The following is a 26,230-nucleotide window of genomic DNA, read 5'->3' on the forward strand; positions in this document are numbered from 1 at the left end:
GCAGCCTCCCCAATATTGGATGTTTTAACGATATTTAATAAAGCGAATAGCCATTACGCAGCGGGTTTTTGTACCGCCAGGATAAAGATCATCGGGCGTTCTTTTTCTTCATCCAGTGCCGGGTTGTCGGCGATTTGCTGAGCCGAAGGACCCCACTCGTTAAGATAACGGATGGTGAATCCCTGCTGGACCAACAGATTGATATAGGTGCCCAGCATACGGTGCTGCTTGATCACTCCTTCCGCCAGCCAGTTGGAAATACGCTGTCCTTCTTGCTGATAGCCATTGATTGGCCAGGATTTTTGCCCTGCCTCATCCACTAACCAGCCCTGATGCTTTGGCGCAGTATAAATCGGGTGCTCGGCGGTAAAAATGAATTCCCCACCATTCAGCAATGCCTGATAAACGGTTGCGAACAGCTTGCCGAGGTCTTCGATATAGTGCAGCGTTAGCGAGCTATAGACCAAATCAAAGCTGGCTGCCGGGAGCTGTAGCGCTTCCAGATCCTGCTGGCGGTATTCAATCGCCGGATCTTTAGTCATCTCTTTTGCCTTGCCCAACATCTTCTCTGAAAGATCCATTCCCAGTACCTGGGCTGCACCTTGTTCACGAGCACTGCGGCAGAACCAACCGTAACCACAGCCAAGATCGACCACCTTTTTGCCCTGCAAATCGGGCAGAATGCTGCGGATGGTAGACCATTCCGGCGCGCCATCTAAACCCTGTACCGAACGGCTGAGCTGTGCATAGCCGTCGAAGAAGGTTTGATTGTCATAGATATTTTGCGACATAACGTCTCCTGTATTCAATAAACCGCATAACAGCGCGGCGCGTTAATGGTATTCGTTCAGCAACTGACTGCCAATAAAAATAGGGCATAATGTCGCTACCACAGAATAAATCAGGAGCTTGAGTGAAAATTATTTCGGTGCGTCAGGAGCCAGCCTATCGCGATGTGGCTATCGATTATTTCCAGCGTCAGTGGGCATCACCAGAAACCATGATGCTGTATCAAGACTCGATAACCCGTTGTATCGAGGCGGTAAATCCGCTGCCACAGTGGTATTTGTTGCTGGATGGGGAAACCGTTGTGGGTTGCGCGGGTTTGATTACCAATGACTTTATCAGCCGTATGGAGCTGTATCCGTGGCTATGTGCGTTGTACGTCGATGAGCAGTATCGCGGGCAGGGATGCGGCGCATTGTTGGTCAACCACGTAGCCAAGGCCGCAGGCGAACTGGGATTTCCCCGTTTGCATCTGTGTACCGACCATGTGGGTTATTACGAGAAATTGGGGTTCAGCTTTGATGGGCTTGGTTATCACCCGTGGGGTGAGTCGTCACGGGTCTATTCGTTGGATCTTGCCTAACCTTGATGTTGGGGCGCAGCGGCGCCCCTAAGGTTGGGCATCTCGCTATTTGGGGTGGTTCCAAGGCATTTTGGCCAACAGCGTTGCCATCCCGCAAAATCCGCTGATACCGGCAAATAGCAATCCAGCCCCGACAAAGCCGGACAACAGGAAGAACAGGGGAGAGATTACATACCCCAAGATTGTCCCAGCCAGAATAAGGGAGCCAGCAGCAATCTGCACCTGTCGCATGAGGGGAAGTGGCTGGTTGTTACCCTTGATGACAGCCAATCCCTGTTGCTTCCAGCCGTTGATACCGCCTTCAAGCAGATAAACCTTGGCAGGCCTTGCGGCCCCTGCCAATAGCACTGCGTTTTCTGCCGTACGGCGGCCAGACTGACAGTGAAAAATCACCACATCCTGTTCACTAACGGCCTGCGGTTTGCCACCTTTCTCAATATCAGTCAGCGACAGCAAGCTGGCTTGGGCAATGTGCTCGTGGGCATACTCATCCTTTCCGCGAATATCCAGCAACTGCGCTCCCTGCATGATTAATTTTTGCGCTTGCTGGGCAGTTATCGTTTCTATGTTCATGGTGTCCTCAGGGGCAATAGATGGCTTTTAGCGTGCTGATGACCTGCTGCACGGCGCTATTTTTAATTGAGTAGTTGATGCGCTGCCGATCGCGGGTGCTTTCAATCAGCCCTTCCTCGCGCATCTTGGCCAGATGCTGTGAGGTCGCTGATGGACTAAGCCCGGTAGCTAGCGCCAGCTCACCGGCACTGGTGCCTGGCGAGTCCACCAACATACAAAGGATCAACAGGCGGCGGGGGTTGCTCATGGCTTTGAGCAACGTCGCGGCGGCATTGGCGCTGGCAAGTAGTGAGGCGTTTTCGTCTGTCATTAATTACTTTAGTATTTTCTAAATTTAGTAAATGCTAAAGTAATTGGCGGGAAAATGCACGTGTTTTTTCAAGCGTCAGACAAAGGCCAAACTTGGGTTCATTCACAACGATATATACCGGCTATAGGGAGCGGCGCGTGAGGCCTTCGTAAATCAACTTAATGGCGAAAGCCCCGATTAGCTGACGCTCCTATGCCTACTGTGTGGTAGGCGTTAAGATCTCATCACCGCCATTTATGTCGTTCTGGCTGAATATGCTTTGCTTCGGCGGCTTTTTTGGCACTGTGTGGAGCCTGTTTATGTGGTTTACCGCCTGGCTTGATGATGGCGCTATATCATTATTGGCGAAAACGGGTAAACAAGCTGCCGGACTGGGGCAGTCTTTAATTGGTGAGTGGGGGCAAAAGTCATTCACCTGGGCCCCCAGCAAGCTGTGCTGTCAGCCTTTCGGCAATAAAGCACCAATCAGTGAGGTAAACACGCCCCCAGTGGTAAGGGCATGCGCTGTTTTGTATTCCTCACCCTTAATGTCTTTAAATCTGGCAAGGGCCGCTTGCGGGGAGGTGGCTTGCAACTCTTCAAATTGCTTGGCATAGCCTTTATCTAACAGGTGCTTTTGATTATCTGCGAAATCGGGTACAGAGTTATCCAGTACCACAATCTGCTCGCCCTTCACGAAAAAACTGTAAATCACCATAGTATCTTCCTTAAGTTAGTGTCACGACGATCCCAGGATCGGATGAGTGTTGTGTGGTCTATTTTCGCATAGGGCGACAAATCACAACCATTGCTATTGCGCTGCAAAATGGGAAAAATGCCAGGTGTAGCCAAGGGAAAATGGCTTCATAGGAAGGAACCAATGCGGCGTCAAGCTGGTTGCCAAGCAAGAAATTTCCCGCCAGTACCGCACACCCTCCGGCTGAGGCAAGCGCACCATAGTGTGCGCCCAACGTCGATTCGTTAGCAAACCATGGGATCAAGTCTTTCACTGAAGGCACCAGCAGCATTTGCCCCAGGGTCAATAACGTCACAAAACAGGCCGCAGGTAAAAGCCGGTATCCGTTTTCTGGCGGAGGGGTAGAAGCAAACAGCGCGACGCAAAGAAATGAGACGGAAATAAGCAGAAAACCCACGGGCAGGATGCGCGCAGCCCCGATGTGACGAGCAAAGCGTGCAAGCGGTAGCTGTAGGGTAATAATCAGCAGCGATGCCAGCATAAACAACGGGCCAAGATCTTTTTCGCTGCCGCCGGCACGTTGGATCTCCACCGGCAGCGCAAAATATAACTGGTTATAGCTTAACAGCCACGAGCTATAGGCGATAATAAAAGCGACAAACCGTGGTTTACGGAATGTCGTCCACCACGGAAGGATGTTTAGTGTCTGTTTCCTGACATTCGTAGCTGGAAGGCAGAAAAACAACACCACCAGTGCTATCACGAAGATACCCGCCCCCGCCAGTGCAACCTGACGAAAACCCAACCCTGTCAATAATGCTCCTGCCACCGGCCCCAGTACAGCCCCCAGCTCTCCGCAAACCGCAAACAACGCAAACCATTCCGCCCGGCTGCGTTTCCCCTGCAATTCGCTTTGCGTTCCAGCCTTTGCCAGTAACGCTTCGATTGATGGAGAAAACAGGGCACCGCCGATGCCTGTAAGACAGGCACCAATGATAATCGGAGATAGTGACTCGCCAAGTGCCAGTAGCAGGTAGCCTGCCACACGGATCATGCAGCCGCAGGGATAATGATACGTGCGCCGTAGCGATCGGATAACGCACCACCAACGATAAACATGCCTTGCTGCGAAAACGTTCGCAAACCTAATATCAGCCCGATGAGTCCGCCGGACAGCATCATGTCGTCGCGTAAAAACACGGCCAGAAACGGCACAACGGCGTAAAAGCCAATATTAAAAACAAACTGGCTGCCCAGTAATACAGGCGGCCAGACCTGAGTCACTGACCGCAGAATTGGCAAAGGCATGCGAATAACCCGGTATTAAGCGATGTAGTGGATATGTTTTTTTCCGTGGAAGGGCGAAATTTCAATCTTGGTCTCTACCCTGAATACATCCCAAAGTAGAGACTCTGTGAGGATCTCCTGCGGGCTACCAGCGGCGACGATCTGCCCTTGTTGCATTACAATCAACGAGTCGCAGAACATGGAGGCGTGGTTGAGATCGTGAATAGCCACAATGCTGGTTACTGGCAGTTCGCTGACGAGTTTCATCAACTGTATCTGATGACGGATATCCAGATGGTTGGTCGGTTCATCCAGGAGGATCTCCGTCGGCGATTGTGCAAGAGCTCGTGCAATGTGAACACGCTGGCGTTCGCCACCCGATAAACTCTGCCACCCCTGTTCACTCTTGCCGAGCATATCCACGCGCTGGAGCGCGGCGGTGACAGTATCGTCATCCTGCGCGGTCCAATTGGAAAATGGAGAGTGATGGGGAATTCGCCCCAGTTTGACCACGTCGACAACGCGCATATTGGCCTCGGTCATGCCGTGCTGTTCCACAAAGGCCACCCGACGCGCCAACTGTTTTTTGGTTATCTGAGCGATATTTTGCCCGTCCAGCGTAACGGTACCTGAGTGGGGGCGCCGTAATCCAGCGAGGATCCGCAGCAGTGATGACTTTCCGCAGCCGTTAGGGCCCAATAATCCGACGGTTTCACCACTCGAAACGCTCAGCGAGACGTTGTTGACGATGATTTTTTTACCCACACTCCAGGTAATATTTTCAGCGGCGATACTCATCACTTATTCCTTGAGCGGTAGATGATAACGGCAAAGAATGGCACGCCAACCAGCGCGGTGACCACGCCGACCGGAAGACTTTGCGGGGCTATCAGTAAGCGCGAAGCTATATCGGCCAGCACCATCAAGATGGCACCTGCCAATGCGCAGGTGATAAGTAACCTGCGGTGCAATGGCCCGAAAAAGAAGCGCATGACATGCGGAACGACCAAGCCCACAAAGCCGATGGAACCTGCCATGCTGACGATGGTTGCTGTAATCAGTGCAGTGATGGTGAAAAGGAGCAGGCGAACCCAGGGCACGGCGATGCCTAGCGAGGCGGCCGCATCATCGCCAAAAGTAAAAGCATCCAACGCTCGAGAATAGTAAAGGCACACTGCAAGCCCTACCAACACGACTACCAGCACCAGTTGAAACTCAGGCCATCTGACGCCGCTGAAACTGCCCAACAACCAGAACATCACGTCACGCGCCTGCTGCGCGCTAGCGGATGTGCTGATGGTGTAAGCGGTAATCGCGTTGAAGAGCTGGGACGCAGCAACGCCCGCCAGAATGGTGCGCTCATTGCCTCCACGCGCGCCATTGGTCAAAAAGGCGACAAAGGCAAAGGCGGCAAATGCCCCCGCAAATGCCCCGGCGGAGAGCGACACGGCACCGGTACCGATGCCCAATACAACCACTGACACCGCGCCGGTTGAAGCGCCCGCAGAAACGCCAAGCACATAAGGCTCTGCCAGCGCATTTTTCAGCAGGCTTTGCAGCACCGCACCGCATATGGCCAACCCGGCGCCGCAGCAAGCCGCAACAAGCGCACGGCTCAGGCGAAAGTCCCAAATCACACTTTCGTAAATGCGGCTAAGGGGCACTTCTGTCAGCCCGAGTTTATTGCTTATGGCATAGAACACGCTTCGCAGCGGGATAGAAAGCTCACCCACGCTAACGCCAATCGCGATCACCAGCACTAGCAACACCGCTGAAAAAACAGTCGACGCGGCTAGCAGAAACGTCTGTTTCATCGGTTGCGCCACTGCTGTCATTTATCTAGCCCAAGATTTCTTAGCTGTTCGCCAACTTGTTCTGCACCATAGATGGTACGAATCGTTGGGTTCATTGCCTGGCCGTCCATCACGACGATGTGGCCTTTTTTCACCGCATCTAATTGACTAACAGCAGGATCGGTTTTGAGAAATTTAATTTTTTCTTCTGCGTTATCGAGCGCCCAGCGATTTCGGTCAAGGCTTGAAACCACAATCACATTGGGGTTGGCGGCAATGATGCTTTCCCAACCGACGGTTGGCCACTCAGTCTCTGAGGTGATGGCGTTATGGCCGCCTAACAGATTAGCGATAAAACCGGAGGCGCTGTTCTTGCCGCCGACATAGGCGTCAGAGGAGGGAGAAGAGCTAGAGAACCAGAAGACAAACGAAAGATCCTGGTTGTTTTTTCCGAACTCCCGGCGAAGGTCTGCTTCGCGTTGTTTAAAATCGGCAATTAACGCCTGGCCGCGATCTTCGACGTTGAAGATTTTGGCAAAGTCCGCAATCTCTTGGTAAAGGAAGGTCATGTCCCACAGTTTTTGGCGGCTACCGTACATATCGCCAATGTCTTTTTTGGTTGCACACATACCAGGAGACATGTAGCTATTTACGCCAACGGTGGCGAGATCTTCGCGCTTGGCGACTTTACTTTCTGGGCCGAGCAGTAAAGGCAGTTGTGCGGGAACAAAATCAGGGTTTTGCGCAAGAATGGATTCCAGCGTCGGTATTTCTACCGTTAGCGTTTTGATTTTTTCATTCTGTTCAGCTAGTTGCGGCAGCACTTTGGTCGGCCAAAACGCACTGGCGACCATCTTGTCCTGCAGCCCCAGGAGCAGCAGAATTTCGACGGTATTTTGTCCCAGTGCGACGACGCGCTCGGGGGCTTTGGTAAACGTCTCTTTATAGCCACAATTCTCAATTGTTAGAGGGTACGTGGTTGCCAAAGCAGAGCTGGCCGAGGCGAGCACCATTCCTAACGCACAGATGACCTTTTTCATTTAACACTACTCTTAACGGAATGAGTTTTGACTGCGGAAACGCAATGATAATGAAAATTATTTATTATGCGATAAAAATTTACTGCTTAGCCCATGGAAAACCACGCATTAAATACCCATCAAGACTAGGGATTATACGGAGAAAAAAACGTCAAGTAGGTGATGACGCAGTGGGTAACTGCTTCACCTGATTTTGGCTCAGCATCAGCCCAAGGTTGTTAAGAGGTGATGTTGATATCCTTAGCAAATGAAAACAATATTAACTTACTGATTTTATTTTAAATAATTGAATTTAAAACACAAAAAAGCCCGCAATGTGAATTGCGGGCTTTTTCGTCACTGTCGCCGGGTCTATCTGGTATCACTGGCGACCTATTTGGGGCTGGGGGAATCTGAATGGATTGGTTAGTTAATTGTATTTATTGATAAAAATTGAGTTCAAGTTTGTGGCGTGTACCAATTATAAAAAGTGATATATTTCTGTGAATGATTTTTAAGCAAATATTTCAATGCAGAACGAGTAGGACAAACTACCATGAGCAAGACTGGAAGAGTGGTCTTACCTATGCCGAATCACATCTTTTAATTAGCAAAACTCCCAGATTGAAAAATAACCTTTTGTCGGTAACCTGTTTCTTCTATCACGCGGTAGGTATCGCCCGATTTGCTTTCAACAAGACTACTGGCGGTCATTGATATGTTGCTTTCTTCGTAGGCAATTTGACAACTAGCATGATCGAAGAAGCTCCGTAGGTAAGGTTTTACCTGCTCAAAAACCTCTTGGTGAGGGCAACTGACATAAAAGGTGACAATGTCTAGTTGGTCGGTCCAACCTCGATACAGATTAGCGATGAAGTATGTCTTTGCAAACCTGGATGATGTGAATACCAGTATATCGCCAGTCCCTACCGCAATTTCGTCAAAATAGTAATCGCATAGACCACAAAGATTAAGATTGATGTGCATGGCTTCCAGTGCTGCTTTTAAATCTGCATTGGGGAAGAAAGGGCCGTACTCGTCAGGGCAACATGTCCAGTCAGTCATTGAGACGCAGACAGTAAAAACTGTGCTTGGTATTTGTGCTGTCATCATCAATCCTTGGGGATGGTTATTAGTAGTAAGTTACGATAATGGCTGTTAGCTAAGCAATGCATCACAATACGTACAGTGACGCCCCTCACCCTAGCCCTCTCCCAAAAGGAGAGGGGACTGAACGTGCTACAAATTAGCTTCTGTACCTGGCTTAGGCTCCGTATAAGCCCCCTTTGAGTAGGGGGATGTTGTAGCCTTAGTAAGCGTTGATACTGATAACTCACTGATATAATTTATAATTACTGGATTTTAGGCACAAAAAAGCCCGCAACGTGAATTGCGGGCTTTTTCGTCACTGTCGCCGGGTCTATCTGGTATCACTGACGACCTATTTGGTGGCTGGGGGAATCTGAATGCATTGATTAGTTTGTTGTATTTATTGATAAAAACCGAGTTCAGATTTGTTATGTGTACCTAAGCGTGTACCAATTATGAAAGGTAACAGTCTTTTTAGTTCGTTTTTTAACCTGATGTAAACTTTAGGAAGTCCATTCTTACCTTCATTAGCAAAAGGCACAAATCGCGCCTTTCACTAAGAAATTGAGTTTTGCTAGGTATCGCAACTGTCATTTTTTCATGCAAGTAATTGCATGGTGAAAAGAGATATCTACCAACTCTGTGTCTGTTTTCAAATAAAAACAGATTGTCCCCTGCGGGGCTGTACCTACAATGATCCCATTTAAGCCATTGGCGATTTTGTCATCCCATCCATCATGATTTTTGAAAACTGAGATTAGAAAGCTGTAGTCGTCATCCGTGACAGGATTACCTATCGCGGTTGAATAAAGGATATGCTGGCATTTTTCTCTAATGTCAGCCTTTGTTCTGTAGGTCGTTCCATTGATCACATATGGCATATCAAACTCCTTTTTAACCTTAATAACACTTATTGATTATCTCTTCATTCTGTATAAATACACGTCTTCTTAAGTGTTAGCTAGCTCCCTAGTTTGGGGCGTACCTGTTTTGTGTCTTGAGTCACGAATATAACCAGGGTGTGTTTTGCGTAGTTATGAACAGCTAAAAAAAGATTTATAGAAAAACTGGTCACACTGTTCACTTTTTGCATTTTATCTAAATAAATCATTATTTTAAGTGGTGATGAGTTATCCGGGAACTGTACACAACTGTTCACTCCAGCGTGAACAGTGGCGACCGACAAGCACAAAAAAACCGGCCGGAGCCGGTTTTGCAGTTGTAGTGAAAGAGGGTAGCGAACGGCCCGCAAGCGGGCCGGAAGGATAACCGATACATTTTCCCTGGTGTTGGACTGTATGCGGTTTATACAAGGGACTATAAATGCCTCACTGCGGTAGCGTCCAATGGGTTCGGCAGATCAATAGCCGCGTATTGATCGGCGAAAACGATCGTGACCGCGTTCACTCAGTGCGCTTCACACTTGGGTAGCCAATCGGCCTCGCAATCCTCACTCAGTACCAGGTTGGTCTGTATCCCCTGGTTGGTCTTGCGCTTAAGCAAGGTGATCTCGTATTCGCGCAAGGTCTGCGGTATAGCCCGCCCGAACGCCGTCAGATTCAACGGGTATTTGTGCCCTCGCGCCTCCATATAAGAGAGGTAAGCGTGATACAGATATTTACGCGGGTTGGCGGGCACAATATTGGCGTTTCCCATATACAGGCCGTGGGGTTCACTCTCTTCCAGCAGGTAGCCACAAAAATCAACCAGCGGATCGGCACTGCGTTTGATTTCCAAGGCTTCATCCGAGTGTTGCTGCGCCTGGAGCAGGTCGCGGGCGTCGTTCGGGTTGGCAAAACGTTGCATCAGGTGGCGCACGATCACCGCCAGTTCGCCGGTGATTTTGGTCAGGAGCTGCGGATCGCGTTCATGGGGCGGTATCACCTCCGGGAACGGCAGGATGACCCGGCGACGGGATACACCGCCGCTGCGGTCACTGAATTGCATCGGGTTGTTGTTCACCGCCAGGATCACCGCCGGAATATGGGTGGAGTAGCCATCACGGTATTTCGGATCGATGGCGACGGCATCACCGCCGGTGATCGCCTTGATGCCAGCCCCGTCACCGCTCCATTTCTCCTGATCAGGCAGGATTATCAGCGAGAACCCGACCACCGAGGCCCGATCCCGTGAGGATTCTAGCGTATCGATAGAGGCCGAGGTGGTGTTGTCCTTCCCGGCCAGCAGGCTGGCGATCGAGGCCATCACGCTTTTACCGCTGCCACCCGGCCCGGTCACTTCCAGGAACATCTGCCAGTCATAGCGGTTGGCCAGCACCATAAAGAGCGCTGCGAGGATACGTTCCCGTTTGTCGGGTTGCTGCCCGGCGGCCCGCGTCAGCCAGCGCCAGAAGTGCGGCGCGTGGTCGGCCAGATTTTCCCCGGCCTTGGATGGCGTGTAATCCACGCTGTTCACGGTGCGCAGCCAGTGGGTTTTCTGGTGGGCGCTAAACTGGCCGGTGACGGTATCAAACACGCCATTACGAAAGCCGATCAATTGGCGGGCCGGGGTGCCCATCTGTGGCACCATCAGTTTCAGCGTATCCAGGACACTGCCGATCCCGGAGGCCGAGAACGGTGCGCGGATTTTCTGGAACAGGGCGGCAATTTCCCGGCTGAGTACCCGGTAAGGCAATACCTGCCAGGCGCCGTTCTCGTAGCGGCACAAATCTTCCCCCACTGGCGGTACCGCCAGCAAATGCTGGTAATGTTCGGCCAGCAGTGCGGCTTTCTCACTGGCGCTCATGGCTTTTAGGTCGGCATCGCTGAGGGTGTCGAACGGGCTAGGGTGCTGCGGTGGGTTAAACGCCTGCAATTGCGCCAGGGTAGGGAGTTTGCCCTGTTGCTGATAGCGATCGTTCCAATCACCGATCATTGGCGGTAATGCCAGTGTAGCGCCGGTCAGTTGGGCCGCCTCGGTGGCGCGGGTTTGGCCGGTGCCGTTCTCGTCATTGTCGGCGGCCAGCAGTAGCAATGCATCCGGGTATTGTGCGCGCAACTGTTGCGCCAGGGCGGGCAGGTTATTGGCACTGAGTGCAATACAGACGCTTTCCCCGGTTAATTGATGCACGGTCAGCCCGGTGGCGTAGCCTTCCGTTAACCAGACCACCGCGTGATCCGGCCCGGCCAGATAATGGCAGGCGTCTTTGACCTGTCCCCCGGCCAGGGTACGCTTGTCGCCTGCGGTGTTGATCAACTGGATGTTGACCACTTCCCCGGCGGCATTGGTCAGCGGTAACAGCAGATCGCCGGGTTGGTAGGTGATACCGCCTACGCGCAGGGGCTTACCCTGTAAAGTCAGGGTCTCGACATCCGGCCAGCCTTTGCGGATCAGGTAGGCATTGCCTGCCTGGGGGGCGGCAGCGGCCAGCAGTTGGCGGGCCTGTTCGGCGGCCTGTTGCCGGGCCTGGGTTTTCTCCTGTTGGCTATCCGGCACTGGTAAGGGGGCATATGAGGTGTTACCCAATACCCCGGCCACCTTGCTGGCGGCCTCTTTGGTGGTCACCGCCAGCGCCTTTTCGACCAGTGACAAGCCATCCCCGCCGCCGCACTGGTTGCAGAACCAGGTTCCGCGCCCTTGCTGGTTGTCGAAGCGAAAACGGTCTTTACCGCCGCATACCGGGCAAGGCTGCGCCCGACCCCCGGCGGTGATGTGAATGCCCAGAGCAGGGAGTAATACCGGCCACTGGCCGGTTGCTGCACGTGAGGTATGTGAAACGTTTAATAGCGTCATCGTCGCCCCCTCAATGCACGGTCGTATTAGCGGTGGCGGCGAGCTGGTCACAGCACAGTTCGTCCATCATCTTTTGCCCTAACGGCGTCAGGCGGGGAGGGGCGACCAGGATATCCGGCTGCACCATGTCACCCAACATGGCGCAGGCCATGTCCATGCCGTCTTCCGGGCCATGCTGACCGACAAAGTAGCCTTCCAACTGCATGGCGATGGTCATTTGCAATTCATCCAGCGAGTAACCGAGGCTGAGCCCATAAAAGGCGCAGGTATCGAGATAGGCTTGTGCCACGGCACGGCGATACACCGCTGTACGCACTTCAATAGGCAGGCAGGATTGATTTAGTGTGTTCATGCGGCGGTCGCCTCCAGGTTGTGATTGATATGGGATTCGCAGGTGGTGACCACCTGTCCGAGTTGGTCGGTCAGTACCGCCACCACGGAAGCTAGAGCATTTTGTTGGAAGCTGTCCGGGCGTTGGCCGCAGCAGTTCATCTGATCGAGCATATCGAGGAACAACACCCCGACAGAGTGCGCATGCTGTAGGCGCAGGAAATCGGCGTGTGGGATTGGGTAGTGGGTATCGCTATAGAAACGGGCGGCCAGGGTATTCATGCCACCTCCGCGACAGGCAGACGGCCCGCGAACGACAGCACGTAATCACGTACCAGGGCACGGCGGGCGGTGTGCTCACAGGTGGCGACGGTACGCAGCATGCAGGGCTGTAAATTGGTGGTGTTGCGGCGCACGGCAGCGAACAGGAAGATAAATTGCGGGTGTGACGGGGTGAGGGTAGTAGCCATGGTGGCAGCCTCCAATAAGTATTGGTTATTGCTACCACCGAAGTTCTCACGCAAGGGTGGTAGCCCAGACGGGGGTGAGAAACCGGCCTTATTGGAAACCGGCCAGCCCGAAGGCTGCCCCGCCTGAGCCACCATTGTTTGATCGCTACAGTAGCATAAAAACCACTGTGCAAAAAATGAGCGCACTAAGGCCACGACATAAAAAAACACGCTAGGCGCGTGTTGAGTCGCCAATAAGTAACACGGGTTCTCACGCCCGGCTGTCGATTTTGCGACAGCGCAAGGACTATAACGTAGGGCTTGCCGCCAGGGCAAGCCAGAAAACGCATACGGATGTTCAATCGATCGCATAGTGATCAACAGTCTGTCAGGTCAGAGGTTTTGTAGCTGTCGGCGGCGTTGGAAAGCGGTACATGGCGCACTTGGGGCCGGTGGTAAATCGATGGCCCTTGGCAGTTGAGAGCAATCACGCCGTGCAGGGCGCTGCGGCGTTCAGACAGAGCCATTTTAGGGTTCTTGCGCAGCATCAGGATAGCCTCTGCCACAAACAGGGCATCGCTGTGATCCAGGCTAAAGGTTTGCTGGCCGAGCGTCAGGAGCATCATGCTACGGCCTCCGGGTGACGGTTGGCGATACGTTCAGCCATCCACTCTTCCACCTCAGACTCAAGCCAGGCAACATTCTTACCGCCCAGGGAAATCTGGCTCGGGAACTGTGAACGCCCAATCATTTCATACACGGTGGAGCGGGAAAGGCCGGTGGTATAGAGCACTTCAGGCAGGCGCATAAAGCGATCGCGGGACGTTGGCTCGGTCAGGGTTGGCGCGGGGGTAGAACGGGACGGTGTGGCAACTGCAAGCATGGTTATGCTACCTCGTTTATATCCGGTGGTGACTCACCGGGACTGTGTGGACTCGTGTGGTAGCGCCCTATTATGTGAATATTTTTCATGATGGCAACAAGGGTTTGTTGTGTGGTGGATTACGCAATTGACTGAAAAATATACACATTATGTGATTAATAGTGATGAGGGATGAGGAAGGGGAGGAGGAGTTCAATCAGAAAGAAATAGTGGTAAATAAATAATAATCAATAGGTAAAAACGTTTAAAAAGACGATGAACAGGCTAGCCAGGGAAAAGGTCAATTTTGGGCAGGGTGAACAGTAGTGAACAGTGAGTGATGAGTTTTACAGTAACTGTTCACTACTTTACTTGCTGATTTAGCTATATTTATTATTAAAGTGAACAGTAGTGAATAGTTTATATAAAAACTAAAATCTTGGTGATGGTTTTTTGGGCAATTTCACGGGGTGTTGTCCTGCCGGTGATCCAACGGGGATTGATAGCGATGTTGTGCGGTTATCAACAGAATGGCGACACATTGACGAACACCGGAGACACCACAATGAGTACCACGCTACCCAAGTCCATCACTGAAAAGCTGCAAGCGCTGCGTGATGCCCGCGCCGCCCACGACAAAAATGCCCAGGAGTTAACGGAGGTCGTGACAGGTATCGCCCGTTGCCATCAACAGAAGAAAGACACCGAGGTGGAAAGTCTCGAAGCGGAAAGCCAGTGGCGTACCCTGTTCCGCAAACTGCGTGGGGAAATGACCCCGGAGTTGCAAGCGCAGCACCACAGCCGGATCTCCAAGCGGGAACTGACCAAAGAGTTCGACGGCCTGATTGAAGAAATGGAGGTGGATAAAATGTACCTCCACCTTTGCTGTGGAACGACAGCCCCCAAGCTGGTCGACGCGCACCGAGAGGCTTTGAACGCCTTTGCCGAGCACGCAATGGCTCAGGCCGTGGACTCCCTGGGGAAAGCGCTCTTGAGCGCCGATGTTGTCAATGCCTGCTCCCTGGCAAAGAAAGCCTACAGTGTTTACCACGATAACCCGATGAGAGTGATTGAACAGAGCGTATTGGGGGCGCTGACTGCGCATGTTATTACGGCTACGGCGCAAAAGAACATTGAGCATCCGGTACTAAGCGAAATTGGACTGGCACAGCCTGAGGAAACGGGGGTATTACCGGCGCTGCGTAACAGCCTAGTCAAACGCATGCAGGTCGCGAAGGAAGTGGAGGAAAAACGCAAGCGTTTCAGGGAGCGAGGGATGAAATCATGATGCGTTGTCCCTTTTGCCGCAGTGGTTCACATACCCGCACCAGTCGTTATTTAACCGAGCAGACCAAAGAGGCGTATTACCAGTGCCAGAATATCGACTGTTCTAGCACCTTTAAAACGCGGGAAAGTATTGAGCATGTTATTCAGCGGCCCTTGCCACCGGAAACTATCCCAGCACCGCCCCCACCGGAACGCCGAACGTTAAACCGTTACGGCAACAATAATCACCCGTACTGATTAATCACCCCGCATCTTTTACCTGGATGCGGTTTTTTCTTTCCAGCGCTCTCCCGAAATCAGCCTTTTTTCTGGCTAGCCTGCCTCAAACTGCGCGTGCATGCACATAGTGCATGATTTTGCATGAATCCCCTTGCCCTCAAAACAGCCGAAACCCCGCGCCACAAGGGCTTACATTGCCTTTACATCATGCATGAAATGTACATGATAAAGTCAGAGCGCGTAGGCGAGGGAGTATTGCGCGCTCAGAGGTTTACAGAGATATTTAGAGAGAATCTTGTATGAAATCTATATCTCCTTTATCTAAATAAGGTATATGTATGAAGTTGTTTTTTAAATAAGCAACTAGTTGGTCAAGATCTGCAATGTCTAGGTTTTTTAGAATTAATTTTTCTGCAACTTGGATTGGGATTCCAAACTCGTCCAATGCATTATAAATGCTAGGTAAATGGTTGTTTTCAAATTTGTAAGCGATAAGTCCATAGTCAAATTTAGCTGTCAAATTCATGCTTTTACAAATGTAATTCAGAACATCTGATATCGTGGATATTGCTGTTGGTATATTGTGACCAATTGCGTTTCTCAGGGTTTTCATTAACCAGTCTATAGTTCCTGAAATATCACCTGAAAATTTGTAATGTTCTATTTTATTCTTAAGGAAGTCAGAGTAAGAGCTACTGCTCAAATATTGAATTAGAAATGTGGATAGGTTTTCTATTTCTGATAAATGCACGCGTGAAAGGCTATTTTGCTCAAGAATTAGAATATACTCCGATAATGCTTTCATTTGATATTTGCTTGGCATTCCACTCCAAATTAGATTATTCCAATCAGATAATAGATTTTCCCTTATCTTCCTAGCTAACTCTTCGAGTTTTTTTGGCGGATACTTCGTGTTTGATGACAGGATTTCACTGTTTAGTATCGAGCCTGATTCGAATTCTGCCATTCTTTTTAGTGAGGACTCTGTTAAATAGGAGTTATCAACACCATAGAGTAAATTCAGTGGAACTTCAGGTGGTTGAGTTCCTGCAATTATGTTGACTTCATTAAGATGGTTTTCATTATCAGGGATGCTCTCCAAACAATAGACATTACCAACAAAGTGATGACCCATTCTACCTGCTCGTCCTTGTATATTTTTATGTGTGAAATTACTTACCAATGAAATATTAGAACGTCTATCATATATTATAACGTTTTTTGCAGAAGTATTAACGCCTTCGATTATTGTCGATGTGCATATAAGTATTCTGATTTCCCCTTGATTAAAGAGCCTGATCATTTTTTGCTGTATAGCTCGAGGCAATGAACCGTGATGTATTCCTATACCACTAAGTAGCGCTTTTACTATTATCCAGTCTCTATGATAGTTTTTAGAAAGCCAAGCTATAAAGTTGTTATCTATAGCTTGAGGTGTACCGCATTCTTTCTCTATTAATTTCTCTGCAACTTTAATGGCGGAAGTTGGTGATTGGCAATACACCATAGTTGAATCTTTAGTCTCCTTGAGTAACTCAGCTGTTTTCTCAATTCGTTGCTCATCGTGTGTAGGTAGATTAAATTCATATATATTTAAAGCGACAGTGGAGAACTCAGATGGTATAAATATATAGTTTAAACCTAGTTGTTTCAAACCAATGACATAGTCAATATTTGGACCGATTAAGTAAAATTGCTTCGTAGATTTTAATAGTTTTAAAAAAGCTATATTTAATAATATGGAGCGAGAGTCACTCTCAGATTCTATATTAAGTTTGTAAAATTCATCAAGAATGAAAAGATCAATGTCATTGAGGTCTTGCCTTTCCATTACTCGTTCTTGTGTTAAAATATATATACAATGATCTGTCGTCGCCAATTGACTTGGGTGAGTGATTATTTGAAATGTATCGATGAACTTTCCGGATAGTCTTCTTCTTGTTTCATCAATTAATGCAATGGTTGGAACTATTATTACAGTTCTTCTAAATTGACCGGATGCGATAGCGGAGTCAATTATCGCACTTTTACCAACGCTAGTCGATGCGCTAAGAACCACATTATTTTTGTTTATTAAGTAAGAGTAAACAAGCCGTTGAAGAGAGTGAAAAATGAAGCCGCCTTCTTCAGCTTTTGGCTTATAAAGATCTAAAATTAACAATTCTTTTAAGGATAAATCATCAAATTCACTCGATAAGTATGGGTACAATCCAGATTTCCTGACAGTATACTTAAATAGTTTCTTGGTATCCTCATATTTATGCTTATTATCAAGTGCCCGAATTACCAATTCGCGGCCATATTTTTCACTAAGAGGATTGCTTAGCAGTTTTAATATATAGCTTAAAGTGTCAAATCTAGACTGTATATCAGGCTCATTTCCAATTATATCTCTAATTTTATTTATTTCATACATTTGAAATGCCCTCATTAAATTTTGATATTAAAGCATCAAAACTCTCCAACGGTAATAAATAAGCCGAGATACAGACTTTGTTTATTTCGCTATCATTAATTTCATTTATTTTTTGACAATACATGTTAAATATGGCGGAAAACTCATCTTTAAGACTCTCCTTGTAACTATCAGTAAACCCATCCTTTAATTTTTCTGAGTTGTAAATGAATAATGATACAAACTTATATCTATCTATATAGCTACTTAATGTTGATTTTCTTTCCAAAAGTTCATCGATAGTATGCGGAAGTAAATGCTCATCCTTTTTAGCCTCAAAAATTCTACTTTTTGAAATATCAAATACATCAGGATCTAGATTTCGGTATAAAAAATCAGCAAAATTTTGTGTTATTAAATTAATGTCATTATCCACGGAAATAAATGAGCTGCCTAACCAAAGTTCATCGTCTTTTTCACTGTGAATAATATGAGCATTATTGAATTCTTTTATTTCACAGCCACTATTGATGTAAAGAATACCTGAAATTGGTTCACTGCATTTGTCATGTCGCATTAACATATGAAGAAGTATTTCAGAAACTAAAATGGGTATACTTATTGAGCTTGGTCTTCTTTTAATTCTATCTAAGGTTTTCTGCCATACAGAATAACAATCGCTAGATTCTGTTTCCGCTAACTCTCTAGGAGATAAAAGAAATTCAGGCATCCATTCGAAGATGTTTTCTGCTAATTTCTCATTTCTGAATTTATTCCTAGCATACTCTAGACAATAACCATGTGAAAACCTTTTCGAATCTTCTGACTGTAGTTGTGATAGAGAAGATAATACGAGCTCTTTTTTGCTGTTATAAGTTTTTTTATAGGCCGTACGTTGTGAGCAAACCTCTTGCAGCCATTCTTTAAGCATATCTCTAACTTCTTTTTGTTTAAATGTTTTTTGTTGTTCACTATAAATTCTATTTGAAGCGTTAGCTACCTCAGAAACCACGCGAAGTATCTTCTCGTATATTGATTCAACTTCATTATCAAATGCTGGAATGCCAAAGGAATTAGCAAATATATTTATTTTCTTCTGAGCTAATAGTAAAGCATCTTGCATTGAGGGTATCACTTGCCACATGGCATTATCAACCCAGTATTCCACATCATGTTTATTCAAAGATTGATAGTCTTTAATTTTACCTTTTATTGATTTTATCAAGCTATCTCTCTCTGTTGATTTTAACCTCAGAGATCGTTCTATTTCTAAATGCTTTAATGATTTTTGTATGCCGCGTTCAGTAATAATTCTAAACTTGGCTGTTACTCCTGGTTCTTTATCAGAGTCTAGTGACTTTTGAACAATGGTTTTCTTACCATGCTTTTTATGGAGTTCTGTTAAATTCCAATAACTTTCACCGTCAGTAGACTTCACCTGAACATACTCGGTGAAATCATTAAAAACTAAATCAATATCGTCAACTTTCTCACAGCGCACGCCAATAAGTGAATTGTTGGTCAACATGTCAAGGACTAGTGAAGTTGCAACATAGTCCTGAAATTTATAACCATGTCTTGCTGCAATAGCGCCGTGATTGTTTTGATCTTTGACCGGTATGGTTGATGTCATTTTGAGATAATCCATTATTCTAATTTACTATAACTATCAGATCCTCCCGAAGTTTCAAGCCGTATATTTAAACAGTGTTTTTATATACAGCTATACTTGTTAATTACCTAGTTAGCATATAGTTCATCTGTGTTACTTCTTGTTCGCGACAATGCAACCCCACCATTGCATTAGTTCTTTCCTTTGTTCTAGGTATGTTGAACGATTATATGCCTTTCTCACCTCATTTTTATCACTGTGAGCAAGTGCAGCCTCAATCACATCAGCATTAAACTCCGCCTCATTCATAGCAGTACTAGCTATAGACCGTAACCCATGAGCCACAAGCTTGCCACTATAGCCAATACGTTTTAAGGCAGCATTTGCCGTCTGACTGTTCATCGGCTTGCGTGGATCGTTACGACTTGGGAAAACATGCTCACGTCTACCGCTGATAGGGCGCATGATTTCGAGTATCTCTAATGCCTGGTCTGAGAGCGGAACAATGTGATCGCGTTTTGCCTTCATCCGTTCTGCCGGTATGCACCATTCCCTTTTCTCTATATCGATCTCGGCCCATGCGGTTGCCGAGGCTTCTGCAGGGCGTATCAGAGTTAGCAACTGCCATTCCAGCAAACAGCGCGTTGGTATCGATAAATTACTCATCGAGATAGTGCGCATCAGCTTAGGCAGTTCTTCGGGGCGTATAGTCGGCATATGCTGCTTTTTAGGACGTTCAAATGCATTACCAATACCTGAGGCTGGGTTAGCCTCAATCAAGCCGGTGTTGACGGCGTAAATCATGATTTCGTTGATGCGCTGCACCAATCGGCGAACTGTCTCTAATGCTCCACGCGCTTTGATAGGCTCCAGCACCTGGATCAGCAAGCGGGCTTTAATTTCCTGAACAGGGACATTCTCCAGGGAAGGCAAAATATCTTTCTCGATAGAACGCCAGATATCTTTCGCGTGATCCGCACTCACGTGGGCTTGCTTCAATGCAAACCACTGCTTGGCAACGTTAAGGAAAATGCTTTCCTGTGCTATCTGCTTCTGTTCGGTTTCTTCGGCATCTTTGGCTTGAGGGTCGATACCCCGAACCAGTAGCGAAAGCTTCTCATCACGGATCTGTCGGGCATCGGCTAACGAGAGGGCAGGGTAGGCACCTAGGCTTACGTTGGTTCGCTTGTCAGTTCCTGGGCGTTGGTAGCGTAACCGCCACAGCTTTTTGCCGCTGGTCTTGACCAGGAGGAACAGACCGTCGCCATCGTGCAGCGTGTAGTCTTTGTCTTGAGGCTTGGCTTTGAGGATTTCATTGTGGGACAGGGGGCGTGTTAGGCGCGCCATAACTAGCTTTCTTCCATAATTGGTACACGATTATTGGTACACATTATAGCGTGTACCTAAACGTGTACCAATTATCTCTGGATTCAGGCGGATGCTCTCGGACTACTACAGACACAAAAAAGCCCGCAAACCTAGGTGGGATGCGGGCTTTCCGTACTTCTCCGGACTTATCTGGTAATACCCGGATCATTATTTGGTGGAGCTGGGGGGATTTGAACCCCCGTCCGAAATTACTACACCGTCGGCACTACATGCTTAGTCCAATCTTTACATTCGCCGGTCAGCTGCGGATGGACACGCCACTAACAAACTAGCCTGATTAGATTTAGCACTTCAGCCCCAGGCAGGACTTCCATGCGATCTCTTTTGGGTTTGACCTCTCTTTATCCCCGTCTTAAGAGCGGAAGCTAGGGAGAGAGGGCTCTAAGCAGGGTATTAAGCTGCTAGTGCGTAGTTTTCGTCGTTTGCGACTATTTTTTTGCGGCTTTTTACGAGGCAAACCGCCCCTCGGCATGCTCCTAGGGCTTCGCAAATCCCGTCGAATCCAGAATCAGCCCCAAGTACTTTGTGCAGTATAACAGAAGATTACCCTGTTAAGCCAGCGGCTTAACGATTGGCATGCTTCATGATACGGGCTTTCGCCGTCTGCCACTCACGATCTTTGATGTCATCGCGCTTATCGTGTTCTTTCTTACCTTTGGCTACGCCAATCTTCACTTTGCTCCAGGCATTTTTCCAATACATGGAGAGGGCGACGACGGTATAACCATCGCGGGTAACGCGGCCGATCAGTGAGTCTAGCTCACGTTTTTTCAGCAGGAGTTTACGGGAACGTGTTGGATCGCATACCACATGAGTTGAAGCGACGTTCAGCGGCGAAATGGTGGCGCCAAACAGATAGGCTTCACCGTCGCGGAACATCACATAACTGTCGCTGATGTTAGCTTTGCCAGCACGCAGTGATTTTACTTCCCAACCTTGCAGGGCCAAACCCGCCTCGATCTCCTCTTCGATGGAGTATTCGAAACGTGCTCGCTTGTTTTGTGCAATGGTCGCGGAACCGGGTTTGTATGCTTTTTTCTTTGTCATAGTGCACTCATTATACTGGATGACGCAGCGAAAGAAATCCTTTCCCACTCAGCACCTGCGCAATTTCTCGCATTTTGGATCCGTGCCGCGCGTAGCAGATTTTTTGTTTGGCGCCAGATAAATGGTATTATCTGTACGTTTTTTGCCTCTCAGGAAATGATATGCCCCAGATCAGTCGATCTGCATTAGTGCCATTCAGCGCTGAGCAGATGTATCAGTTGGTTAACGATGTTCATTCTTACCCCGATTTTCTGCCAGGATGCACCGGCAGCCGGGTGATTGCCGCTTCCCCAAATGAAATGACCGCCGCGGTAGAGGTGGCAAAAGCCGGCATCAGCAAAACCTTTACCACGCGCAATACGCTGCTGGATAACCAAAGCATCAATATGCAACTGGTCGATGGCCCGTTCCGCAAGCTGATGGGCGGCTGGCAGTTCACCGCGTTAAGCCCCGAGGCGTGCAAGGTAGAGCTGCACCTGGATTTTGAGTTCACCAACAAACTGATCGAGCTGGCCTTCGGTAAAGTGTTTAAAGAACTGGCCGGTAGCATGGTGCAAGCGTTCACTCAGCGCGCCAAAGAGGTCTACAGTGTCTGAGATACGCGTTGAGGTGGTCTATGCGTTGCCAGAACGCCAGTATGTGCGCCAGGTTAAGTTGGCCGCAGGCAGCAGCGTTGAGCAGGCCATCCTGGCTTCTGGGCTGTTAGAGCTACGGAGCGATATCGATTTGGCCAGCAACAAGGTGGGTATTTACAGCCGACCGGCCAAGCTGAGCGATGTGCTCAATGATGGTGACAGGGTAGAGATTTACCGGCCATTGATTGCCGATCCGAAAGAACTGCGCCGTCAGCGGGCGGAAAAGGCAAAAAAATAAGGCGCTGAATGCGCCTTATCTTCATCAGAACGTTGTCTTCCGAGTTGCAGCCTGCGACTGTCATGAAGGATTTCACTCTTCCCCCATGGGCCGGATGACAGCTCCGGCTCGGCTTACTCGGTCAGTGCCGGTTTATTCTGCAGATCCGTCAACACACCTGCGCTGTCGAACGTCAACGTCAGTGTTTGCTGCGTGATCTTCTCATGGCCTGGCTCTTGGCGGAACACGTAGAACCACGTCTGGGTACCAAACGGATCCTGCATCATTGGCGTGCCCAATGTGTAAGCAACCTGTTGTTGCGTCATTCCCTTGTGGATTTTTGCCACGTCGGTTGGTGTCAGGTAGTTACCCTGGTTGATATCAGGCCGGTAAACCACCTTCTCAAAAGTAGAACAGCCTGCGGTCAGCATCACAAGAACCACAGCGGCAGCTGTCAGCATTTTACAGCGCATAATAATCACATTCCTTTAGGGCATAGGATGCCGATGATAATAGACCTTGCAGCAGTTGGGAACCTTTACAGGGCCTCATTATGACCTCAGGAAAGTAAAAAAGTTATGCGGCCAGCAATTCTTTTGCGTTTGCCAGCGTATTTTTAGTGACTTCACTGCCGCCGAGCAGGCGCGCCAGCTCTTGCAGACGGGCACGTTTGTCCAAGGGGGACATCTGGGTTTCGGTTTCCGTGCCGTCGGTTTGCTTGCTGACAAATAAATGCTGATGACCGCAACCGGCGACCTGGGGCAGGTGGGTCACGCACATAACCTGGGTTGATTCACCCAACTGACGCAGCAGGCGGCCAACAATGGCGGCCGTTGGGCCACTGATGCCTACGTCTACCTCATCGAAGATCAGCGCCGGGGTTTCCATTTTACGGGCGGTAATGACCTGGATGGCTAACGCGATGCGGGAAAGCTCACCGCCGGAGGCCACTTTTGCCAACGGCTGCAGCGGTTGCCCCGGGTTGGTGGAGACGCAGAACTCAACGCGGCTGGCCCCCTCGCTGCTCAGGTATTCCGGTTCAAAGCGGACGTCGATATTAAATTTGCCGTGCGGCATCGAGAGCGCATTCATGCTCTCGGTGATCAGAGTAGTTAACTCGGCCGCATAGTGCTGCCGCTTCTGGTGCAACTGCTCAGCCAGTGACAGCGCCTGTTGATGATGCAGGTTGACCGCTTCGCTCAGGTGTTGCTGATCGCTAGCCTGTTGGGAAAGCAGCTGTTGCTCATCCAGCAGTTGTTGATGCAGGCCGGGTAATTCTTCCGGCGAAACATGGTGCTTACGTGCCAGGCTGATTTGGCGCGACAGGCGCTGTTCCAGCTCATGCAGGCGGTTGGGATCGAGATCCATGCGGTCTGCGTAATGGCGCAGTTCATCGCTGGCTTCGCTGATTTGGATCGAGGCTTCTTCCAGCATGTCCAGCAGGCCGCTTAGCTTCTCATCCATGCCGATCAGGTCCAGCAGCAGGTGCTTGGTGGTGTAGAGCTGGCTGAGCATGTTGTGTTGTTCGTCATCGGCCAGCAGTTGCAGGGCCTGCTGGCTGAGGGTCAGCAACTGGCCGCTGTTGGCCAGGCGCTTGTATTCGCTGTCGATCTGCTCAAACTCACCGGCCTGTGGGGCGAATTCGTTCAGTTCTTTCAACTGGTATTGCAGCAGTTGCTTGCGGGCATCGCGCTCGAGAGATTGTTGCTGATGGTGTGCCAGCTCGCGGCAGCTTTGATGCCATTGGTGGTAAGCCTGGTGCATGGCGGCCTGCAAGGCCGGTTCGCCGGCATAGGCATCCAGCAACTGTTTTTGGTGTTCGGGTTTTAGCAGCAACTGGTGAGCGTGCTGGCCGTGGATCTGGATCAGGCGCTGGCCAAGCTCCCGTAATTGGGAAAGGGGAACGGCGGTGCCATTGATAAAGCCACGGGAGCGGCCATCTGTTCCGATCACGCGGCGTAGTAGGCACTCGTTGCTGTCATCCAGCTGGTTTTGTTCCAGCCATTCGCGGGCGGATGGGGTATCTGCCAGTGAGAAGCGGGCACAGATATCGGCACGGGAGGCCCCCAGACGTACCACGTTGCCGTCGGCGCGGTTGCCGAGGCACAGGCCTAACGCATCAATAGCAATCGACTTACCGGCACCGGTCTCGCCGGTGATTGCCGTCATACCCGCTTGAAAGTCGATCTCCAACTCACGAACGATAGCAAAATTGCTGATGGTTAATTGCGCCAACATAGGGACCTTCCTGTGTATAAACACATAACTGTGATTTCATACAGTATAAACTGGTTTTATATACAGTAAAGCGGTTGGCGCCATTTTTAGAATAATTTTTTTGACCAGCCCAGTTTGGTGCTCAACGTATTGAAATAGCTGTAGTCCTTGGGATGGATCAGGTTTAAGTGGAAGTCGCTGCGGCGGATCAGTACCTCTTCGCCTTCCTGGATGGGCAGGGCGATCTGGCTGTCGCAGCTGATTTCCAGATCGCTGCCGATATGGGAAAACTTCAGGCGAATGGTGCTGTCACCGTTGATCACCAGCGGCCGGGCGGAAAGCGTGTGCGGGAACATTGGCACCAGCGCGATGGCTTCCAGCGATGGAGTCAGAATGGGCCCGCCTGCGGAAAGCGAGTAGGCGGTAGAACCGGTTGGCGTGGCGATGATCAGGCCATCGGAACGCTGCGAGAAGGCGAAGCGATCGTCAATATAGACTTCGAACTCGATCATGTGCGCCACCTTGCCAGGGTGTAGCACCACTTCGTTAATCGCGGTGCTGACGCGGCATTGCTGGTGCTCTTTATGGACGATGGTTTCCAGCAGGAAGCGCTTCTCGTCGATATATTCCCCTTCCAGCACGTCCGCCAACTGCTGGAGTGCGTTGTCCGGGTCGAGATCGGTCAGGAAGCCGAGATTGCCACGGTTTACCCCGATCACCTTGATGTCATAACGCGCCAATACGCGCGCTGCGCCCAGCATGTTACCGTCACCACCCACCACGACGGCCAGATCGGCCCGTTGACCAATCTCCGCCAGGCTGCCGGTGTCTACGTCTTTCATGCCCAAATCGTGGGCAATCTGGCGTTCAAGGATCACCTTGTAGCCACGGGCAACCAACCATTCAAACAGCATTTCATGAGTAGCCAATGCGGAAGGGTGACGCGGGTGCCCAACAATGCCAATACATGCAAATTTTTTCTTCATCGCTGCCATTTTCCTCACCAGGGACGGTTTATGCCCCACATTGTGACCGGTTGACTTGAAACCCCGGTTTTGATCCCCATAATAAGCCAAGTTGCGAGATTAATGCTAAAACGCGGAGATATTCATGAGTAGTAAAGAACAGAAGACGCCAAACGAGCAAGCCTCGGAAGAAATGGAACAGCAAGTACAGCACGAGGAAGCCATGGCGGCAGGCGCCGATCTGCGCGATGATCGCATTGCCGAGTTGGAAGCCCAACTGGCTGAAGCTCAGCAACGCGAGCGTGACAGTGTGCTGCGTGCCAAGGCCGAAATGGAAAACGTTCGCCGCCGTAGCGAGCTGGATGTCGAGAAGGCCCACAAATTCGCGCTGGAAAAATTCTCCGGTGATTTGCTGCCGGTGATCGACAACCTGGAGAGAGCGCTGGAGCTGGCGGACAAGAACAACCCTGAACTGGTCGCGATGATCGAAGGGATTGAACTGACGCTGAAGTCACTGCTGGACGCGGTACGCAAGTACGGCATCGAAGTGGTAGGCGAGCTCAACGTGCCATTCAACCCGGACGTTCACCAGGCGATGAGCCTGATGGAATCAGCCGACCATCAGCCGAATCATGTGATGATGGTGATGCAGAAAGGCTACACGCTAAATGGCCGCCTGCTGCGCCCTGCGATGGTAGCGGTATCCAAAGCCAAGTCCTAATAAGACCTGCTGAGGATAAAGGCACCTTCGTGGTGCC

The 26,230-nt window shown here is 49.6% G+C and carries 28 protein-coding genes, 1 other RNA gene and 2 pseudogenes; 7 read left to right on the plus strand and 24 right to left on the minus strand.

The window, feature by feature from the left end:
- Positions 1-53: 53 nt before the first annotated feature.
- Positions 54-791, minus strand: coding sequence for a class I SAM-dependent methyltransferase (locus AC6HVW_RS00315; protein WP_497569207.1), 738 nt, complete (start codon positions 789-791; stop codon positions 54-56).
- A 122-nt stretch (positions 792-913) separates the two neighbouring features.
- Here AC6HVW_RS00315 and AC6HVW_RS00320 point away from each other — a divergent pair, with 122 nt between their 5' ends.
- Positions 914-1,369, plus strand: coding sequence for a GNAT family N-acetyltransferase (locus AC6HVW_RS00320; RefSeq protein ID WP_071683962.1), 456 nt, complete (start codon positions 914-916; stop codon positions 1,367-1,369).
- A gap of 45 nt (positions 1,370-1,414) precedes the next feature.
- Here the strand turns inward: AC6HVW_RS00320 and AC6HVW_RS00325 are convergent, their stop codons facing one another.
- Both AC6HVW_RS00325 and AC6HVW_RS00330 read right to left on the minus strand, forming a co-directional pair.
- Positions 1,415-1,942, minus strand: coding sequence for a rhodanese family protein (locus AC6HVW_RS00325; RefSeq protein ID WP_071683961.1), 528 nt, complete (start codon positions 1,940-1,942; stop codon positions 1,415-1,417).
- 7 nt (positions 1,943-1,949) lie between these two features.
- Positions 1,950-2,252: an ArsR/SmtB family transcription factor gene (locus tag AC6HVW_RS00330; protein ID WP_071683960.1), complete on the minus strand. Its 303-nt coding sequence runs from the start codon at positions 2,250-2,252 to the stop codon at positions 1,950-1,952.
- Between the two features lie 203 nt (positions 2,253-2,455).
- On the opposite strand from AC6HVW_RS00330, the pseudogene AC6HVW_RS00335 reads away from it, so the two are divergent.
- Positions 2,456-2,639, plus strand: a pseudogene (locus tag AC6HVW_RS00335) (DUF6404 family protein).
- A gap of 52 nt (positions 2,640-2,691) precedes the next feature.
- Here the strand turns inward: AC6HVW_RS00335 and AC6HVW_RS00340 are convergent.
- The 13 genes and pseudogenes from AC6HVW_RS00340 to AC6HVW_RS00400 form a co-directional block, all read right to left on the minus strand.
- The gene (locus tag AC6HVW_RS00340; RefSeq protein ID WP_071683959.1) at positions 2,692-2,949 is read right to left on the minus strand and encodes a hypothetical protein; all 258 of its coding nucleotides are present in this window, start codon (positions 2,947-2,949) and stop codon (positions 2,692-2,694) included.
- Between the two features lie 58 nt (positions 2,950-3,007).
- A pseudogene (locus tag AC6HVW_RS00345) lies at positions 3,008-4,236 on the minus strand (MDR family MFS transporter).
- Positions 4,237-4,251: 15 nt separating this feature from the next.
- Positions 4,252-5,013: a siderophore ABC transporter ATP-binding protein EitC gene (eitC, locus tag AC6HVW_RS00350; protein ID WP_071683957.1), complete on the minus strand. Its 762-nt coding sequence runs from the start codon at positions 5,011-5,013 to the stop codon at positions 4,252-4,254.
- Positions 5,013-6,029, minus strand: a complete 1,017-nt coding sequence (locus AC6HVW_RS00355) for a FecCD family ABC transporter permease (protein WP_223498240.1) — start codon at positions 6,027-6,029, stop codon at positions 5,013-5,015. The genes eitC and AC6HVW_RS00355 overlap by 1 nt, the downstream gene beginning before the upstream one ends.
- Before the next feature lie 17 nt (positions 6,030-6,046).
- On the minus strand, positions 6,047-7,048 hold the full coding sequence (eitA, locus tag AC6HVW_RS00360) for a siderophore ABC transporter substrate-binding protein EitA (RefSeq protein ID WP_071683956.1): 1,002 nt from the start codon (positions 7,046-7,048) through the stop codon (positions 6,047-6,049).
- Positions 7,049-7,630: 582 nt separating this feature from the next.
- Positions 7,631-8,137 (minus strand): hypothetical protein, encoded by a 507-nt coding sequence (locus tag AC6HVW_RS00365; RefSeq protein WP_497569208.1) that lies wholly within the window; start codon positions 8,135-8,137, stop codon positions 7,631-7,633.
- Between the two features lie 569 nt (positions 8,138-8,706).
- On the minus strand, positions 8,707-8,997 hold the full coding sequence (locus tag AC6HVW_RS00370) for a DUF3223 domain-containing protein (protein WP_497569209.1): 291 nt from the start codon (positions 8,995-8,997) through the stop codon (positions 8,707-8,709).
- A gap of 526 nt (positions 8,998-9,523) precedes the next feature.
- Positions 9,524-11,848 (minus strand): primase-helicase zinc-binding domain-containing protein, encoded by a 2,325-nt coding sequence (locus AC6HVW_RS00375; RefSeq protein ID WP_497569210.1) that lies wholly within the window; start codon positions 11,846-11,848, stop codon positions 9,524-9,526.
- A gap of 10 nt (positions 11,849-11,858) precedes the next feature.
- Complete coding sequence (locus tag AC6HVW_RS00380) at positions 11,859-12,200, minus strand: DUF5375 family protein (RefSeq protein ID WP_024530888.1); 342 nt, start codon at positions 12,198-12,200, stop codon at positions 11,859-11,861.
- Positions 12,197-12,460 carry a hypothetical protein gene (locus tag AC6HVW_RS00385; RefSeq protein ID WP_024529392.1) on the minus strand — a complete coding sequence of 88 codons (264 nt, stop codon included), beginning with the start codon at positions 12,458-12,460 and terminating at the stop codon, positions 12,197-12,199. The genes AC6HVW_RS00380 and AC6HVW_RS00385 overlap by 4 nt, the downstream gene beginning before the upstream one ends.
- On the minus strand, positions 12,457-12,999 hold the full coding sequence (locus tag AC6HVW_RS00390) for a host cell division inhibitor Icd-like protein (protein ID WP_497569211.1): 543 nt from the start codon (positions 12,997-12,999) through the stop codon (positions 12,457-12,459). Before AC6HVW_RS00390 ends, AC6HVW_RS00385 begins: the two co-directional genes overlap by 4 nt.
- Before the next feature lie 5 nt (positions 13,000-13,004).
- Positions 13,005-13,253, minus strand: coding sequence for a hypothetical protein (locus tag AC6HVW_RS00395; RefSeq protein ID WP_497569212.1), 249 nt, complete (start codon positions 13,251-13,253; stop codon positions 13,005-13,007).
- The gene (locus AC6HVW_RS00400; RefSeq protein WP_025119863.1) at positions 13,250-13,510 is read right to left on the minus strand and encodes a helix-turn-helix transcriptional regulator; all 261 of its coding nucleotides are present in this window, start codon (positions 13,508-13,510) and stop codon (positions 13,250-13,252) included. Before AC6HVW_RS00400 ends, AC6HVW_RS00395 begins: the two co-directional genes overlap by 4 nt.
- 544 nt (positions 13,511-14,054) lie before the next feature.
- On the opposite strand from AC6HVW_RS00400, the gene sid reads away from it, so the two are divergent.
- Both sid and AC6HVW_RS00410 read left to right on the plus strand, forming a co-directional pair.
- Entirely contained in the window at positions 14,055-14,777 is a 723-nt protein-coding gene (sid, locus tag AC6HVW_RS00405; RefSeq protein ID WP_497569213.1) for a capsid size-determining scaffold Sid, read from the plus strand.
- On the plus strand, positions 14,774-15,013 hold the full coding sequence (locus AC6HVW_RS00410; protein WP_497569214.1) for an ogr/Delta-like zinc finger family protein: 240 nt from the start codon (positions 14,774-14,776) through the stop codon (positions 15,011-15,013). Before sid ends, AC6HVW_RS00410 begins: the two co-directional genes overlap by 4 nt.
- Positions 15,014-15,278: 265 nt before the next feature.
- On the opposite strand, the gene AC6HVW_RS00415 is transcribed toward AC6HVW_RS00410, so the two are convergent.
- The 5 genes from AC6HVW_RS00415 to smpB form a co-directional block, all read right to left on the minus strand.
- On the minus strand, positions 15,279-17,411 hold the full coding sequence (locus tag AC6HVW_RS00415; RefSeq protein ID WP_497569215.1) for a helicase-related protein: 2,133 nt from the start codon (positions 17,409-17,411) through the stop codon (positions 15,279-15,281).
- Positions 17,404-19,023 (minus strand): dsDNA nuclease domain-containing protein, encoded by a 1,620-nt coding sequence (locus AC6HVW_RS00420; RefSeq protein WP_497569216.1) that lies wholly within the window; start codon positions 19,021-19,023, stop codon positions 17,404-17,406. The genes AC6HVW_RS00415 and AC6HVW_RS00420 overlap by 8 nt, the downstream gene beginning before the upstream one ends.
- A 132-nt stretch (positions 19,024-19,155) precedes the next feature.
- Positions 19,156-20,349, minus strand: coding sequence for an integrase domain-containing protein (locus tag AC6HVW_RS00425; RefSeq protein ID WP_497569217.1), 1,194 nt, complete (start codon positions 20,347-20,349; stop codon positions 19,156-19,158).
- Positions 20,350-20,543: 194 nt separating this feature from the next.
- Positions 20,544-20,907: a transfer-messenger RNA gene (gene ssrA, locus AC6HVW_RS00430) on the minus strand.
- Between the two features lie 48 nt (positions 20,908-20,955).
- Complete coding sequence (gene smpB, locus AC6HVW_RS00435; RefSeq protein ID WP_021178921.1) at positions 20,956-21,438, minus strand: SsrA-binding protein SmpB; 483 nt, start codon at positions 21,436-21,438, stop codon at positions 20,956-20,958.
- Between the two features lie 161 nt (positions 21,439-21,599).
- Between smpB and AC6HVW_RS00440 the strand changes: the two genes are divergently transcribed.
- Positions 21,600-22,034, plus strand: coding sequence for a type II toxin-antitoxin system RatA family toxin (locus AC6HVW_RS00440; protein ID WP_021178920.1), 435 nt, complete (start codon positions 21,600-21,602; stop codon positions 22,032-22,034).
- Complete coding sequence (locus AC6HVW_RS00445) at positions 22,027-22,311, plus strand: RnfH family protein (protein ID WP_059201560.1); 285 nt, start codon at positions 22,027-22,029, stop codon at positions 22,309-22,311. The genes AC6HVW_RS00440 and AC6HVW_RS00445 overlap by 8 nt, the downstream gene beginning before the upstream one ends.
- Before the next feature lie 113 nt (positions 22,312-22,424).
- Here AC6HVW_RS00445 and bamE read toward each other — a convergent pair whose 3' ends face one another.
- The 3 genes from bamE to nadK form a co-directional block, all read right to left on the minus strand.
- Entirely contained in the window at positions 22,425-22,763 is a 339-nt protein-coding gene (gene bamE / locus AC6HVW_RS00450) for an outer membrane protein assembly factor BamE (RefSeq protein ID WP_021178918.1), read from the minus strand.
- A gap of 103 nt (positions 22,764-22,866) precedes the next feature.
- Positions 22,867-24,528 carry a DNA repair protein RecN gene (gene recN / locus AC6HVW_RS00455; protein WP_071683954.1) on the minus strand — a complete coding sequence of 554 codons (1,662 nt, stop codon included), beginning with the start codon at positions 24,526-24,528 and terminating at the stop codon, positions 22,867-22,869.
- Positions 24,529-24,614: 86 nt separating this feature from the next.
- Positions 24,615-25,493, minus strand: a complete 879-nt coding sequence (nadK, locus tag AC6HVW_RS00460) for an NAD(+) kinase (RefSeq protein WP_024485805.1) — start codon at positions 25,491-25,493, stop codon at positions 24,615-24,617.
- A 124-nt stretch (positions 25,494-25,617) separates the two neighbouring features.
- Here nadK and grpE point away from each other — a divergent pair, with 124 nt between their 5' ends.
- The gene (gene grpE, locus AC6HVW_RS00465) at positions 25,618-26,193 is read left to right on the plus strand and encodes a nucleotide exchange factor GrpE (RefSeq protein WP_071683953.1); all 576 of its coding nucleotides are present in this window, start codon (positions 25,618-25,620) and stop codon (positions 26,191-26,193) included.
- Positions 26,194-26,230 lie beyond the last annotated feature (37 nt).

This window comes from Serratia sp. NCCP-200 (assembly GCF_059697885.1).